This window comes from Pseudomonas sp. WS 5412 (assembly GCF_012985615.1).
GTDB classification, from domain to species: Bacteria; Pseudomonadota; Gammaproteobacteria; order Pseudomonadales; family Pseudomonadaceae; genus Aquipseudomonas; species Aquipseudomonas shahriarae.
Window position 1 is genome coordinate 60,770 of sequence record NZ_JAARMB010000026.1, and the last position, 15,367, is coordinate 76,136.

13 protein-coding genes are annotated in these 15,367 nt (G+C 61.9%); 6 read left to right on the forward strand and 7 right to left on the reverse strand.

Translation table 11 applies throughout. From position 1 onward, the window contains the following. On the reverse strand, positions 1 to 813 hold the full coding sequence (locus tag HBR94_RS25445; RefSeq protein WP_169960163.1) for an HDOD domain-containing protein: 813 nt from the start codon (positions 811 to 813) through the stop codon (positions 1 to 3). 279 nt (positions 814 to 1,092) lie between these two features. On the opposite strand from HBR94_RS25445, the gene HBR94_RS25450 reads away from it, so the two are divergent. The 3 genes from HBR94_RS25450 (at position 1,093) to ilvD (ending at position 5,748) form a co-directional block, all read left to right on the forward strand. After that, positions 1,093 to 2,289, forward strand: coding sequence for a class I SAM-dependent rRNA methyltransferase (locus HBR94_RS25450; protein WP_170045724.1), 1,197 nt, complete (start codon positions 1,093 to 1,095; stop codon positions 2,287 to 2,289). A gap of 188 nt (positions 2,290 to 2,477) precedes the next feature. Beyond that, a complete protein-coding gene (locus HBR94_RS25455) occupies positions 2,478 to 3,677 on the forward strand; it encodes an MFS transporter (RefSeq protein WP_170045725.1) in 1,200 nt (399 codons plus the stop codon). A gap of 229 nt (positions 3,678 to 3,906) precedes the next feature. Further along, complete coding sequence (ilvD, locus tag HBR94_RS25460; protein WP_057440393.1) at positions 3,907 to 5,748, forward strand: dihydroxy-acid dehydratase; 1,842 nt, start codon at positions 3,907 to 3,909, stop codon at positions 5,746 to 5,748. A gap of 65 nt (positions 5,749 to 5,813) precedes the next feature. Here ilvD and HBR94_RS25465 read toward each other — a convergent pair whose 3' ends face one another. The 3 genes from HBR94_RS25465 to HBR94_RS25475 form a co-directional block, all read right to left on the reverse strand. Next, on the reverse strand, positions 5,814 to 7,049 hold the full coding sequence (locus HBR94_RS25465; RefSeq protein WP_057960900.1) for a type II toxin-antitoxin system HipA family toxin: 1,236 nt from the start codon (positions 7,047 to 7,049) through the stop codon (positions 5,814 to 5,816). Continuing rightward, positions 7,033 to 7,287: a helix-turn-helix transcriptional regulator gene (locus HBR94_RS25470; protein ID WP_057960972.1), complete on the reverse strand. Its 255-nt coding sequence runs from the start codon at positions 7,285 to 7,287 to the stop codon at positions 7,033 to 7,035. The genes HBR94_RS25465 and HBR94_RS25470 overlap by 17 nt, the downstream gene beginning before the upstream one ends. A 125-nt stretch (positions 7,288 to 7,412) precedes the next feature. Continuing rightward, positions 7,413 to 8,471, reverse strand: a complete 1,059-nt coding sequence (locus HBR94_RS25475) for a haloacid dehalogenase-like hydrolase (RefSeq protein WP_262383427.1) — start codon at positions 8,469 to 8,471, stop codon at positions 7,413 to 7,415. A gap of 242 nt (positions 8,472 to 8,713) precedes the next feature. Between HBR94_RS25475 and HBR94_RS25480 the strand changes: the two genes are divergently transcribed. Then, on the forward strand, positions 8,714 to 10,105 hold the full coding sequence (locus HBR94_RS25480; RefSeq protein WP_057440395.1) for an L-cystine transporter: 1,392 nt from the start codon (positions 8,714 to 8,716) through the stop codon (positions 10,103 to 10,105). Positions 10,106 to 10,200: 95 nt separating this feature from the next. Here the strand turns inward: HBR94_RS25480 and HBR94_RS25485 are convergent, their stop codons facing one another. Beyond that, complete coding sequence (locus HBR94_RS25485; RefSeq protein ID WP_057440396.1) at positions 10,201 to 10,713, reverse strand: dihydrofolate reductase; 513 nt, start codon at positions 10,711 to 10,713, stop codon at positions 10,201 to 10,203. 69 nt (positions 10,714 to 10,782) lie between these two features. Between HBR94_RS25485 and HBR94_RS25490 the strand changes: the two genes are divergently transcribed. Both HBR94_RS25490 and HBR94_RS25495 read left to right on the forward strand, forming a co-directional pair. Then, positions 10,783 to 12,162: a DUF2868 domain-containing protein gene (locus tag HBR94_RS25490; protein WP_170045726.1), complete on the forward strand. Its 1,380-nt coding sequence runs from the start codon at positions 10,783 to 10,785 to the stop codon at positions 12,160 to 12,162. Further along, the gene (locus HBR94_RS25495) at positions 12,155 to 13,522 is read left to right on the forward strand and encodes a DUF3482 domain-containing protein (RefSeq protein WP_170045727.1); all 1,368 of its coding nucleotides are present in this window, start codon (positions 12,155 to 12,157) and stop codon (positions 13,520 to 13,522) included. The genes HBR94_RS25490 and HBR94_RS25495 overlap by 8 nt, the downstream gene beginning before the upstream one ends. On the opposite strand, the gene HBR94_RS25500 is transcribed toward HBR94_RS25495, so the two are convergent. Together HBR94_RS25500 and HBR94_RS25505 are read right to left on the reverse strand one after the other, a co-directional pair. After that, entirely contained in the window at positions 13,519 to 14,073 is a 555-nt protein-coding gene (locus tag HBR94_RS25500; RefSeq protein WP_057960904.1) for a phosphonate degradation HD-domain oxygenase, read from the reverse strand. The genes HBR94_RS25495 and HBR94_RS25500 overlap by 4 nt on opposite strands. Continuing rightward, positions 14,073 to 15,206: a TIGR03364 family FAD-dependent oxidoreductase gene (locus tag HBR94_RS25505; RefSeq protein WP_057440400.1), complete on the reverse strand. Its 1,134-nt coding sequence runs from the start codon at positions 15,204 to 15,206 to the stop codon at positions 14,073 to 14,075. Before HBR94_RS25505 ends, HBR94_RS25500 begins: the two co-directional genes overlap by 1 nt. Between the last annotated feature and the right edge of the window lie 161 nt (positions 15,207 to 15,367).

Here is a 15,367-nt window from a genome sequence, read left to right on the forward strand (position 1 = left end):
TTAGTGCGCGCCCAACTCGCGGATCGACAACTTCAGGTTCTCGAAGTCGTAGTCCGACAGGCCCACGTAATCCAGCACCAGGTGGCCGATGCTGTCCCATTCATGGTCCACCGTCTGGTTGCCCAGTACCCGATAGGACGCGCAGATATGCTCGGCCATCTTCAGGATCGCCAGGAGGTTTTTCAGCGGGCTGTTACGCGCCGACTCATCGCTGAAAATCGCCAGGGCATTGTGGTGGTTGGCGATGGCATTGGTCACATGCTCCGGCAGGCGCCAGGACTTGGCGGTGTAATAGCCCACCACCGCATGGTTGGTGTGGAACGCGCTGTTCTCGGTGTCGACCACCCGACAATCGGGCCCCGCCTTGGCGTAGGAATCTTCCAGCACGCTCATGTAGTCCGGGAAACGCTTGAGCATCAGCGGCACGCCACAATCGTGGAACAGCCCCAGGGCATAGGCTTCGTCCACCGCCTGGGAGCCGGTGCGCTTGGCCAGGGTCAGGCAGGTCATCGCCACATCCTGGGCGGTGTCCCAGAACCGGTTGAGGGTGACGATGGTGTCATCGCTCATCTCGCCCTTGATCGACTGGGCGTTGATCAGGTTGACGATCGAGCGGCTGCCCAACAGGTTCACCGCGCGTTGGATCGAGGCAATCTTGTTGCTCAGGCCGTAATACGGCGAGTTGACGATTTTCAGCAACGAGCCGGAGAGGCCCGGGTCCTGGGAGATCAGCCGCGCAATCACCTCCAGGTCCGGATCGGGCATGTACTGCTCCATCTGCAAATCCACCATGATTTGCGGTTGGGGCGGCACGCTGATGCCTTGCAGGGCCTGTTGGATCTGTTCGGCGGAAAGCTCTTGGGACATAGGTACATACTCTGGACTAGGCGCGAATTCTAACCTCTAAGCAAAGCTGACCGACACCTCAAAAACCCGAACCGAACCCCGATCCAATATGGGAGCTGGCTCGCCTGCGATTGCATCGCCGCCGTACGTCAGATACACCGCGCCGTCTGCATCGCAGGCAAGCCAGCTCCCACATGAACGGGCGCGCAAAGGGTATACTCCCGCTCTTTTTTCCGGAGCGACGTCATGTCCCTGCCAAGCCTGCGTCTCAAAGCCAACGCCGATCGTCGTTTGCGCAACGGCCACCTGTGGGTCTACAGCAACGAAATCGACGTGGCCGCCACCCCACTCCACGGCTTCCAGGCAGGCGACCAGGCCATCCTCGAAGCGGCCGGCGGCAAGACCCTGGGCATCGTGGCCATGAGCCCGAACAACCTGATCTGCGCGCGCCTGCTGTCGCGCGACATCAAGTTGCCGCTGGACAAGTCGCTGCTGGTGCACCGCATCAACGTCGCCCTGTCCCTGCGCGACCGCCTGTTCGACAAGCCGTTCTACCGCCTGGTCTACGGCGACTCCGACCTGCTGCCGGGCCTGGTGGTCGACCGTTTCGGCGATATCATGGTGGTGCAGATCGCTTCGGCGACCATGGAAGCCCATAAAGAAGACGTGATCGCCGCGCTGACCCAAGTGCTCAAGCCCAGCGGCATCCTGTTCAAGAACGATTCCGCCGCGCGCGACGCCGAAGGCCTCAACCGCTACGTCGAAACCGTGTTCGGCCTGGTCCCTGAATGGGTTGCCCTGGAAGAAAACGGCGTGCAATTCGAAGCCCCGGTGATCCAGGGCCAGAAGACCGGTTGGTTCTACGACCACCGCATGAACCGTGCACGCCTGGCCCCGTATGCCAAAGGCAAGCGCGTTCTCGATCTGTACAGCTACATCGGCGGCTGGGGCGTGCAAGCTGCCGCGTTTGGCGCCAGTGAAGTGTTCTGCGTCGATGCCTCGGCCTTTGCTCTGGATGGCGTAGAGCGCAACGCCGCGCTGAACGGCGTTGCCGAGAAGATGACCTGCATCGAAGGCGACGTGTTTGAAGCGTTGAAAGAATTGAAAGCCAGCGAAGAGCGCTTCGACGTGATCGTCGCCGACCCACCCGCCTTCATCAAACGCAAAAAAGACATGAAAAACGGCGAAGGCGCTTACCGCCGCCTCAATGAGCAAGCCATGCGCCTGCTCAGCAAGGACGGCATCCTGGTCAGCGCCTCGTGCTCCATGCACCTGCCGGAAGACGACCTGCAAAACATCCTGCTGACCAGCGCCCGCCACCTGGACCGTAATATCCAGATGCTGGAGCGTGGTGGCCAGGGCCCGGACCACCCGGTGCACCCGGCGATTGCCGAGACGCGCTATATCAAGAGCATTACGTGCCGGTTGTTGCCCAATAGCTAAGTAACATGCAGATCAAAGGTGGGAGTGGGCTTGCCAGCTCCCACCTTTTTTTGTGCAGTGTCAGAAAGATTTTTCCTACCGTCGCCAGCCACGCGCCCCCCCAGGAAATTTCCTTCAAAGGTTTTGATTGAATTCCACTTTTTGCAGACTAGTATCGGTTTCTGGCTTCACTGCGGAAAACAAAAACAATGTCTGATTCCACCTGCTCGCCCGTCCTCGATGGCCCAGCCAAACGCCAGTATCTTTCCCGCTTCATCCTCATCACCTGCATTGCCCTGATCAGCTTCTTCCCGATCAATATCCTGCTGCCTTCATTTCCGGCCCTCGCCGCCAGGTTCGACACGCCCAGCGCCAATGTCGCGCTGTCCATCAGCCTGTTTACCCTGGTTTTTTCGGTCTCCCAACTGATCGCCGGCCCACTCTCGGATAAATGGGGGCGCAAGGAAGTCCTGCTTGGCTGCATCACACTGTCGATCCTGGGGGCGATAGGCTGCACGCTGGCATCGGACTACCTGACCTTCCTGCTGTTTCGCAGCGTGCAGGCCATGGGCTGTGGCTTCTTCGTGCTGGGCCACGCCCTGGTGGAAGACCTGTTCGAGGAGCAGGACCGGGCTCGCGTGCGCCTGTATTACATGACCCTGAGCGGCTCGTTCGTCGCCCTTTCGCCGCTGATCGGCTCCTGGCTGCAAACCACCTTTGACTGGCAAGGCAGCTTCTACGGGTTCGCAGTGATGGCATTGGCCATGTTGATCCATGCGCTGTGCATCCTGCCGTCCAAGTCCGCCAGCCCCCATCGCGCACCGGTGTCGATCATCACCACCTTGAAAGCCGTGGCCGGCAACCGGGACTTCCTGCGCTACTGGTGGATCGCCGCACTGGTGTTCGCCTGCTACTTCGCCTTGATCAGTGTCACCCCCCTGATGTTCATGGATGGGCTGAAACTCTCCGAATACCAGTACGCCCTGGTGCTGATGGTCTACGGCGTGGCCTATCTGCTGGGCGGCGTGGTGGCCTCGTTTCTGCAAAAACGCATCTCGCTGTCCCGGCAAATCAATATCGGCCTGGGGTTACTGCTGGTGGCCGGTGTGCTACTGATGCTGATCGTCAGCCTTGACGCCATCACCACCATAACCCTGCTGATCCCGATGCTGATCAGCGCCCTGGCCGTGACCCTGGTGCGCCCGGCGGCGATTTCGGCGGCGATGCTGTTGTTCTCAAGCAGCGCGGGCACGGCCGCCTCGGCGGGCAACAGCATCATGTTCCTGACGGCCGCGATCAGCAGTGCCGCCCTTGCGCAAACCGGAACGCATTTGCTGATGACCATTGCCGCAAGCTTCATCGCCTTCAGCCTCTGGGGCTGGCTGACAAATACGAGGGTCGGGCGATAAAGCCCCGGGACATGCTTCTCGCCATTCCCTCCCGACGCCAGCGGTGTAGAATCGACCCTATTCATCGCCAGTCATCCCCCGGCGGGTTTATGAGCTCGAGGCCCAAGCAAGCGGCGATCCCGCGACGCGAGTGGCAACTTCCGGACACACGGCCATTTTTCGGGTGTTCCAGTCGTCAATTAGAAGCTCACTCCCCTTTAGTACTTGATTAGCCGCCCGGAGTGCTCCAATGCCAGATTACCGCTCGAAAACATCCACCCATGGCCGCAACATGGCCGGCGCCCGCGCACTGTGGCGTGCCACGGGGATGAAAGATGACGACTTCAAGAAGCCGATCATCGCGATTGCCAACTCGTTCACCCAGTTCGTACCGGGCCACGTCCACCTCAAGGACCTGGGCCAACTGGTCGCCCGCGAGATCGAACGTGCTGGCGGCGTAGCAAAAGAATTCAACACCATCGCCGTGGATGACGGCATCGCCATGGGCCATGACGGCATGCTGTATTCCCTGCCGAGCCGCGAGATCATCGCCGACTCCGTGGAATACATGGTCAACGCCCACTGCGCCGACGCCATCGTCTGCATCTCCAACTGCGACAAGATCACCCCTGGCATGCTGATGGCCGCCCTGCGCCTGAACATCCCGGTGATTTTCGTCTCTGGCGGCCCGATGGAAGCCGGCAAAACCAAGCTCGCCTCCCACGGCCTGGACCTGGTTGACGCCATGGTCATCGCCGCCGACTCCAGCGCTTCTGACGAGAAGGTCGCGGAATACGAGCGCAGCGCCTGCCCGACCTGCGGTTCGTGCTCCGGCATGTTCACCGCCAACTCGATGAACTGCCTGGTGGAAGCCCTCGGCCTGGCCTTGCCGGGCAACGGTTCGACCCTGGCCACCCACAGCGACCGCGAGCAGTTGTTCCTGCAGGCCGGCCGTACCATCGTCGAGCTGTGCAAGCGTTACTACACCGAGAACGATGAGTCGGTGTTGCCGCGCAATATCGCCAACTTCAAGGCGTTCGAAAACGCCATGACCCTGGATATCGCCATGGGCGGTTCCACCAACACCATCCTGCACTTGCTGGCCGCAGCGCAAGAAGCCGAGATCGACTTCGACCTGCGCGACATCGACCGCCTGTCCCGCCACGTGCCGCAGTTGTGCAAGGTCGCGCCGAACATCCAGAAGTACCACATGGAAGACGTGCACCGCGCCGGCGGGATCTTCTCGATCTTAGGCTCCCTGGCCCGTGGCGGCCTGTTGCACACCGACCTGCCGACCGTGCACAGCAAATCCCTGGCCGAGGGCATCGCCAAGTGGGACATCACCCTGACTGACGACGAAGCCGTGCACACCTTCTTCAAGGCAGGCCCGGCCGGTATCCCGACCCAGACGGCCTTCAGCCAGTCGACCCGCTGGGACACCCTGGACGACGACCGTGAAAATGGCTGCATCCGCAGTGTCGAACACGCCTACTCCAAAGAAGGCGGCCTGGCTGTGCTGTACGGCAACATCGCCCTCGACGGCTGCGTGGTGAAGACCGCTGGCGTGGATGAGTCGATCCATGTGTTCGAAGGTCGCGCCAAGATCTACGAAAGTCAGGACAGCTCGGTACGCGGCATCCTCGCCGACGAAGTGAAAGAAGGCGACATCGTAATCATCCGCTACGAAGGCCCGAAAGGCGGCCCGGGTATGCAGGAAATGCTCTACCCGACCTCGTACCTGAAGTCCAAGGGCCTGGGCAAAGCCTGCGCGCTGCTGACCGACGGGCGCTTCTCCGGCGGTACTTCGGGCCTGTCCATCGGCCACGCTTCGCCAGAAGCCGCTGCCGGTGGCGCGATTGGCCTGGTGCAGGATGGCGACAAGGTGCTGATCGACATTCCGAACCGCTCGATCAACCTGTTGATCAGCGATGAAGAACTGGCGGCACGCCGGGTCGAGCAGGACAAGAAAGGCTGGAAGCCGGTGGAGAAGCGTCCGCGCAAAGTCACCACCGCCCTGAAGGCTTACGCCCTGCTGGCCACCAGTGCCGACAAGGGTGCAGTGCGTAACAAGGCCATGCTCGACGGCCTGTAAGCCCCGCCCATAAAAATGCCCCGCCAAGTGCGGGGCATTTTTTTGCGCCGAAGAAATCGCGCAAATTACCCCGGGGCGATACTCCTGGCCAAACCTGCCGACCATGCAGCAACCATCTTGTCTGCCACCCCTTCAAACGCGGGATGAGTACTTCGATAGGCCAAAAGCTCCGTCATTGCGCGGCTCATGCCATCCTGCACCCTGGCGAGCAACTCATTGCAGCGCGCCTCTGTCAGATTGCACGAACGGCGACCGAACTGGACCAGCATCTTGCGTTTGGGCCAGGCCTTAGAACCGTCCAGCAAGAGGGCCATGATGTCGCTGCCCTGGTAGACCGTGGTGGTCACCAGGTCGTAGGCCGGCGCGAGCCAGATGTCAGCCTCTTCGGCACAGTTCTCATAAAGCACACCGAAGTTTTTCAGGTGCCCGTCACCATTCTGGATACCGGCAGAGAGCGCCACCATCATGAAAAAATCTTCCAGCGCCTTGGTTACCCGGCTTGGCGTGACATAAGACTTGATCAGCCTGGCGCATCCCTGGTAAGTCCCGTCGTACTTCCTGCGCGTCGCCAACCCTGACAGAACGCACATATCCTCAAACCCGAGGTAGGCGCCATCACTGACGTCGAACCGTTGCACAACAAGAAATTTCGCGTTTTTGCTCAGTTGAAAAACCGGCACTTCAAGGCCGCAGTGCAATGCCGCCCGCATGCAAAAAAACTCGTTGGCCGCCAACTGAGGGAAGTCTTGTTCATTGAACGCCTTCACCAGGTGCGTGACACCCCGGTGGGTAAACCGCGCCATATCAGGCGCCATCTCGTCAATATCGCGCACCAGCACTTTCGGCTGAACGCCCGAAACCCCGGAGTAGGCGGCGTAGGTTCGCAATAGGTCACTGAAGAGATCGTTTGCCCCGTCATGGACCAACAGTTCAGACAGGTTGATCTGCGGCAGCGATGCCTCACCGCCAGCGTGGACAATGCTGATTCGGCCAAGCTGGTGTGGCCCAACGATACCCAACAATGCCAGGTCGTCGAAGCCGCGTACTGACTTGCTGAAACGCCGCACGAGCTCGTCTTTGAGATACCCCTCGGGAAGGTGCATCTCGAACAGCGGATGGATGCCGTACTCCCAGTTGTAACTCTCCAGGCGCACCGGCATCGTCAAGGAGACGGCATTCTCTTCGGCCACCGCATCGTTATACGAGAAAACCGAATCGTGCCTGTTTTCTTCGCTCCGGCCGAGTGTTCCTGCCACCACACCACCAGTGCCGATGGACAGTCGGTCATTGTGCCTGGTCATGGATGCGTCCTGATTTCAGCTCATCGAGCGTCATGCGCCGACGCCTGGGAGTCGCGGTCAATTCGTATCCCAAGCCCTCAAGGATCGCGGCAACCTTGCGAATCCCCACTTCCGGGATGCTGTTGTTCTCGATCCCAGAGATGGTTGCACGACTCATCCCGTGCCGTTGCGCAAGCTGGGTCTGTGAGAGGCCAGCGGCTTTACGCAGTTGTTTGATTAAAAGACCTAATTCATCCACGCTAAATTGCATCCTATACAATGCAAAACATGAAAAATCACTCAAATGCACCGCATACAATGCATTAAAGCGTGATGGTCCTTTCTACACCCAACGGTAAAGCCTGGCAACTCTGTGGCGGGGCCTTATTGAATCGCCTCCGGCTTGACGATCACCCAGTTCTTATCCGCCGTCACCGGTAACCCTTCCTTGGCCTGAGCCGCCGCATGCTTGGCCATCATGCCGTTAATCTGGGTCATGTACTTGTCCTTGCGGTTGATCCACAAGTGGATGCCCCCCTTGGCCACGTCCACATCGTGAAACAGCATGTAGCCGTCGCTGGTGGGGGTGTCGCCGCCGACCAGCACCGGTTTTTTCCACTCGTCGATGTAGGTGAGGATCGCCGCATGCTTGCCGGCCATCCAGGTTGCCGGGGTCCACAGGTAGGGGGTCAGTTCCAGGCCGAGGTTGGCCTTTTCGTCGTATTTGCCCGCGCTGATCTGCTTGCGGGCGGTGGTCAGCTCGCCAGTCTTGCGGTCCTTGAGCAACAGGCTGACGCCAATGACGTTCTGCGGCTTGACGTTGTAGCCGTACTTCGGATCCGAGGCGACCATGCGCACCAGCTCTTCAGAGGCGGCGGTCATCACGTACACGTCGATGCCGTTTTCCATCAGCTTGTTGTACAGCTCGGTCTGGCCGGTGAAGATTTTCGGCGGCTGCACCTCCATGTTCTTCACCACGTCGCCTTCGAAGTAGGTGACCGGCACCGGTTTACCGGAGGCCATCAGCTCATCGACGTAGCCCTTGAGTTCCTTGAGGGTAAAGCCTGAAAACACCTGGGCGACCCACGGGTAGCAGACCATGTCGTCCACTTCGCACAGGCGATAGTAGTAACTGAACAGACTTTCCTTATGGTCAGCGGTGTCTTTGAACGGCATAAGTTTGAGCGACGGATCGAGACTGTCGCGGGTGATCAGGCCCTTGTTTTCCATGTACGGCAACAGTGACTCTTCGAGGTCGAAGCGGTAGCTGGTGTTGTCCATGTCGAACACCGCGTAATTGCCCTTGTTGGCGTTGGCGGCAATCATTTCGTTGAGTTGCTTGGCGGCGGGTGCCGGCCAGTGTTTCAACTCGGTGGCGGCCACGACCTGGCTGACAAGCCCCAGGCATAGCGCGGCGGCAAACAGTCTCGGCGCGAGCTTCATGTGCGTTTTCTCCCTGAGTGAAAGGCATAAACGCTAACAAATCCTTATGACCGTTCCCGGCGCCAGCGCGACCGTCTGCGTCCTGATACCGCCACCGGCATACGTCTGGGCGCCAAACCCTTATTCCAAAAACGACAGTAGTCATTCCATAAAGGTATTAAATCAATATATTTCAAGCTGTTAGGCTTTCCGGTTCGCAGTCGCACGCTCAGGCGACTGGCAGCCATTTAATTGGAGCTTCAATGAATCTGCCGCTGATTCTCAATTTGCTGGTGTTCCTGGCGTTACTGCTAGGCCTGGCCCAAACCCGTCGCACCCACTGGAGCCTGGCCAAGAAGGTCCTGCTGGCACTGGTGCTCGGGGTGGTTTTTGGTGTGATCCTGCACACCATTTATGGTGCTGGTCACCCGGTACTCAAGGCCTCGATCAGTTGGTTCGACCTGGTGGGCAATGGTTATGTGCAACTGTTGCAGATGATCGTGATCCCGCTGGTGTTCGCCTCGATTCTCAGCGCCGTGGCCCGCCTGCATAACGCCGCGTCCCTGGGCAAGATCAGCTTCCTGACCATCGGCACGCTGCTGTTCACCACCGCCATTGCGGCGCTGATCGGTATCGGCCTGACCAACCTGTTCGGCCTCACCGCCGAAGGCCTGGTGGCCGGCACCCAGGAGCTGGCGCGCCTGCAGGTGATCCAGAGTGACTACGCAGGCAAGGTCGCCGACCTGAATATCCCGCAGTTGCTGCTGTCGTTTATCCCGCAAAACCCGTTCGCCGACCTGGCCCGGGCCAAGCCGACGTCGATTATCAGTGTGGTGATCTTCGCCGCGTTCCTGGGGGTTGCCGCGCTGCAACTGCTCAAGGACGACGTGGAAAAAGGTCAGAAAGTGATCAACGCCATCGACACCCTGCAAGCCTGGGTGATGCGTCTGGTGCGCCTGGTGATGAAGCTGACCCCTTACGGCGTACTGGCGCTGATGACCAAAGTGGTCGCCAGTTCCAACCTGCAAGACATCATCAAGCTCGGCAGCTTCGTGCTGGTGTCCTACCTGGCGCTGGGGCTGATGTTCGTGGTCCACGGCCTGCTGCTGTCCCTGGCCGGGATCAACCCGCTGCGCTTCTTCCGCAAGGTATGGCCGGTGCTGACCTTTGCCTTCACCAGCCGCTCCAGCGCGGCGAGCATCCCGCTGAGCATCGAAGCGCAGACCCGCCGCCTGGGCATCCCGCAGTCCATCGCCAGCTTCGCCGCCTCGTTTGGCGCGACGATTGGCCAGAACGGCTGTGCCGGCCTGTACCCGGCGATGCTGGCCGTGATGGTGGCGCCAACCGTGGGCATCAACCCCCTGGACCCGCTGTGGATCGCCACCCTGGTGGCGATTGTGACCCTGAGCTCGGCCGGTGTAGCGGGCGTGGGCGGCGGTGCGACGTTTGCCGCGCTGATCGTGCTGCCGGCCATGGGCTTGCCGGTGGCGTTGGTGGCGCTGCTGATTTCCGTGGAGCCGCTGATCGACATGGGCCGTACGGCGTTGAACGTGAATGGTTCGATGACGGCGGGGGCGATTACCAGCCAGATCATGCAGCAGACGGATAAAGAGCTGCTCAATGCCGATGAGCATGCTGAGTTGGCGCAGGCCTGATAGACCGCTATCGCGGGCAAGCCCGCTCCCACAGTTGAACCGGTTTCTTCAGTAAAAATCGGTCAACTGTGGGAGTGGGCTTGCCCGCGATGCTTTTAGGCTTTTTCCCAAACTTCGAAGTTATAGGCCGGCTTGTCACCTTCAGCCGGATTCTGCACATTCGACACCAGCTTCCATTGGCGGGTATCAAACTGCGGAAACCACGCATCCCCTTGCGGGCTCAACTCCACCCGCGTCAAATACAGGCGATCCGCCTGCTCCAGCCCCTGCGTATACAGCTGCGCGCCGCCGATCAGCATCAGCTCATCCACGCCCTGCTCCAACGCCCAGGCCTCGGCCCGCGCAACGGCTGCATCGAGGGACGGAAAAACTTCCGCACCTTCGAGCACCAAATCGGTCTGACGGCTGACCACAATGTTCAAGCGACCCGGCAACGGTCGACCCAGGGAATCCCAGGTCTTGCGCCCCATGATGATCGGCTTGCCCAGGGTGGTGGCCTTGAAATATTTGAAATCCCCCGGCAAATGCCAGGGCATGCTGTTGTCGACGCCGATCACGCGGTTTTCACCGAGGGCTGCGATCAGGCTTAAAGGGAGAGTTTTTTTCATGGCGACGAGAATACCAGAGGCGCGGGCCAGCGGTTATGCTCCAGGCTCACTGACACAACAGGATGGCGCGTGACTGCACTTACACCTCTGCAAACACTCTGGCTGACGGAAACCGTGCGCCTGCGTGAAGAACACGCTGGCCCCCTGGAAGACCAGGAAGCCAATCGCCTGGCCCGCAGCCACGGCGGCGATCTGCCGACGCGCATTCAAAACCGCGCACTGTGGCTGGCCGAACGTGACGGCCTGCGCGCCGCCCTGCTCCACTGGCTGCAAGGCGCACGCCTGGCGCTGATGGTGCTGATGGTGCTGGCCATCGTCAGCGGCGCCGGCCTGGCCTTCGCCGCCCTGGGCAACGGCCAGGCCCCGGTCAATGTGTTCTGGGCCCTGGCCAGCCTGCTGGGCTTGAACCTGATCCTGCTGCTGAGCTGGGCCCTGGGCCTGTTGTTTGCAGGAGAACACAGCGCCAGCCTCGGCCGTCTGTGGTTGTGGCTCAGCGAAAAACTTGCCCGCGATGCCAAGGCCGCACAACTGGCGCCGGCGCTGTTGTTGCTGCTGCAACGCCAGAAGCTCAACCGCTGGGCGGTCGGCGTGCTGGTCAATGGCCTGTGGCTGCTGGCGCTGTGCAGCGCGCTGGTGATCCTGCTGACCTTGATGGCCACCCGGCGCTACGGGTTTGTCTGGGAAACCACCATTCTCGGGGCCGACACCTTTGTCAGCGTGACCCAGGCCCTGGGCAGCCTGCCCGCACTGCTCGGCTTCAGCGTGCCCAGCGTGGAGATGATCCGCACCAGCGGCGACTCGGCGCTGACTATCGAAAGCGCCCGCCAGGCCTGGGCTGCGTGGCTGGTGGGGGTGTTGCTGGTCTATGGCCTGCTGCCCCGGTTGATTCTCGCCCTGTTGTGCCTATGGCGCTGGAAACGCGGGCGCGCGGCCTTGGGCCTGGACCTCAACCTGCCCGGCTACAGCCACTTGCGCGATGCCTTGATGCCCAGCAGCGAACGCCTTGGCGTCAGCGATGCCGCGCCTGAGCAGTTGCACCACGTCAGCGGCGGTGCCAGCGAACTGCACAGCGATGGCGCCCTGCTGGTGGCCATCGAACTCGACGACCAGCACCCCTGGCCGCCCAAACTTCCGGCCATGGTCAAGGACGCCGGCATCCTCGACAGCCGTGAGTCTCGCCACAAACTGCTGGAGCAACTGACCCGCTTCCCGCCCGCACGCCTGGTGATCGCCTGCGACCCGCGCCGCTCGCCGGATCGCGGCAGCCTCGCGCTGATTGGCGAGCTGGCCCGCAGCGCCAGCGCCACCCGGGTCTGGCTGTTACAAGCGCCACCGGGCCAGGCGCTGGATGCCGAGCGCCTCGGCGATTGGCACACGGCCTTGCAGCAACTGGACCTCCCCTTCGCCGACTGCGCGCCGCTCACCTGGCTGGAGACGGGCCATGACTAAACCCCTGAAACTGGCCGTGGTCGGCCACACCAACGTCGGCAAGACCTCACTGCTGCGCACCCTGACCCGGGACGTGGGCTTTGGCGAAGTGTCCCACCGCCCCAGCACCACCCGGCATGTCGAAGGCGCACGCCTGTCGGTGGACGGTGAAGCCTTGCTGGAGCTGTACGACACGCCGGGCCTGGAAGATGCCATCGCCCTGCTCGATTACCTGGAGCGCCTCGACCGCCCCGGCGAACGCCTGGATGGCCCGGCCCGCCTGGCGCGCTTCCTCGAAGGCAGCGAAGCCCGCCAGCGCTTTGAGCAGGAGGCCAAGGTGCTGCGCCAGTTATTGGCGTCCGACGCCGGCCTGTACGTGATCGACGCCCGGGAACCGGTGCTGGCCAAGTACCGCGACGAGCTGCAAGTGCTGGCCAGTTGCGGCAAACCGCTGCTGCCGGTGCTCAACTTTGTCAGCAGCGCCGAACACCGCGAGCCGGACTGGCGCGAAGCCCTGGCCCGCCTGGGCCTGCATGCGTTGGTGCGCTTTGACAGCGTCGCGCCCCCAGAAGATGGCGAGCGGCGGCTGTATGAAAGCCTGGCCCTGTTGCTGGAAAGCTCACGGCCACAGTTGGAACGGCTGATTCTCGACCAGGAGGCCCAACGCCAGGCACGCCAGCAAAGCGCCGCACGCCTGATCGCCGAGCTGCTGATCGACTGCGCCGCGTGCCGGCGCAGCGTGGTCATCGAGGATGAACAGCAAGCCGTCAGCGATCTGCGCAAAGCCGTGCGCCAGCGCGAACAGCGTTGCGTCGAGGCCTTGCTCAAACTCTACGGCTTCCGTGCGCAAGACGCCGCTGCCAGCGACTTGCCGCTGCTGGACGGACGTTGGGGCGATGATTTGTTCAACCCCGAAACCCTCAAGCAACTGGGGGTGCGGGTCGGCGGCGGGATTGCCGCGGGAGCTGCGGCCGGTGCCGGTGTGGACTTGCTGGTCGGCGGCCTGACCCTGGGCGCCGCCGCCCTGGCCGGGGCGATTGCCGGGGGCGCCCTGCAAACTGCGCGCAGCTACGGCAGCCGTTTGCTGGGCAAGATCAAGGGCCAGCGCGAGCTGACCGTGGATGACAGCGTGTTGCGCCTGTTGGCCCTGCGCCAGCGCCAGTTGCTCAAGGCCCTGAACCTGCGGGGGCATGCGGCGATGCACAGCATCAAGGTCGACACCCCGCAGGACAAGAGCTGGCGCGAAGGCAAACTGCCCGAGGCGCTGCACAAGGTGCGTGCCCATCCGCAATGGTCATCGCTCAACCCCCATGCACGGTTGAGCCAGGCCGAGCGCCAGGAACAGATCGAAGCCCTGGCCCAGCGCCTGGACGAGGCTTAAGCCGCCAGCAGGTGCCGGGCCTTGGCCTTCAACACCTCAAGGTCGAGCACCGGCACGTGCATTGCCTTGGCCTGCTCATCCCAGTGGCGCATGCGCAGGCTCACCGCACACAGCGGGTCCTGCTCAAACACACGGGCCTCGTCGGCCGTCATCACCCCGCCCTGGTAACCCAGGGTGCGGCGGCTGGCCTCGCTCAAGCGCGCATAGTAGTCCGGCTGGCTGAAGGTCAGGTAACGCTTGGCCTGCACGTGATACTCCACCAGTTTCGCCAGGCGCTCGCTGAACCCGGCACGCCGCAAGTAATCGGCGCCCAGGCGTTCGTGACTGACCACGCCGTAGCCGCCCATGTTCTCCTCACCCTGACCGCAGATATGCCCGATATCGTGGAAGAACGCCGCCAGCACCACTTCATCGTCAAAGCCTTCAGCCATGGCCAGTTGCGCGGCCTGGGACATATGCTCGATCTGCGACACCGGCTCGCCAATGTAATCGGCAGCGCCGTGCTGCTCGTACAGGCCAAAGACTTCAGCGACCACCTGCTCAGCGTTCATTACGCCTGCCCCCACAGTTCAGTGATATTGCGCTCGGCCAGCGCCGGCCCCACGCTCATGCCCACGCCGGTGTGCATCAACGCCACGCTGACCCCCTCGGCGGCGCGCAGGAACGAAAACGGCCCCGGCCCACGGGAACCATAGACCCCTTGCCAGCGCTCGACGACCTGAATCTGACAGCCCAGGGTCTGCTCGGCCAGCTCGATCATCCAGTTGTCCACCTGTTCGGCGTTGAATGGCGAAGGATCGCTGCCGTAATGGTGTGAATCCCCGATGATCAACTCGCCATGGGGCGTCGGGCTGATCAGCAGGTGGATGCCATGTTCATGCAGGTGCGGTGTGTCACGCAGGATCTGCGCCTGCACCGGCGCCGCTTCCGGCAAGTCGGCAAAGGCGCCGTAGTGCACGCAGCTCAGGCCGGTCAGCAGCGCGTGTTGCAGGTTCAGCTCCACCTTGGGCCGGGCGCGCAGCATTTGCAGTTGGCAGATTTGCGGCTGGAGTGCGGCGATCTGTTCGGCCAGCAGGGTTTGGTAGTCGTGGCCGGAGCACACGATGATCTGCTTGCCACGAAAGCTGCCGGCGGTGCTGTGCACCTGGCCCGGTTCGATGTCACGTACCAGGGTGGAGAAGTGGAACTCCACCTTGAGGTCGCGGCGTAGGTACTCGATCAGCGCCGGCAGCGCCTCACGGGAATACAGTTGCTGATCGTCCAGGCCGTGCAGCGCGGCGCGGTGATGGCGGAACTGGCCGCCATACAAGTCGTTCAGCGCTGCGCCTTGCAACAGGTTGACGCGGTAGCCATGCGCCTTGGCGCGCCCGGCGCAAAAAGCCTCCAGCAGGTGCTCTTCGGCTTCGGTGCGGGCAAACAGGTAAGAGCCATTGCGCTTGAGTTGCAGGTTCGCCTGTTGCGCCCACTGGCCCCAGATCTCGCGGCTTTGCCGGGCCAGGTCGAGCATCTGCCCCGGCGGTTGGCCGGTGACCAGGGCCTGGCCGAAGTTGCGCACCGAGGCGCCCAGGGGCGTGGCCGTGCGCTCGAACACCGTGACCTTGAGGCCGCGTTTGGCGGCGGCGTAGGCATGGGACAGGCCGAGGATGCCGGCGCCGATGATCAGCAGATCGCTGTGGTGTGTCATTAAGTGATGTCCTGAATTTGAGGCCGCCATCGCCGGCAAGCCAGCTTGTATGGTTAGACTTGTAGGGGTGGTGGGACTAAAAGCCAGCATCTGACTCTAGCCAGTACAGACCGTGGGAGACTTCGCCCCACCCCTTCACCAAAGCGCCGATAAGGAATGCA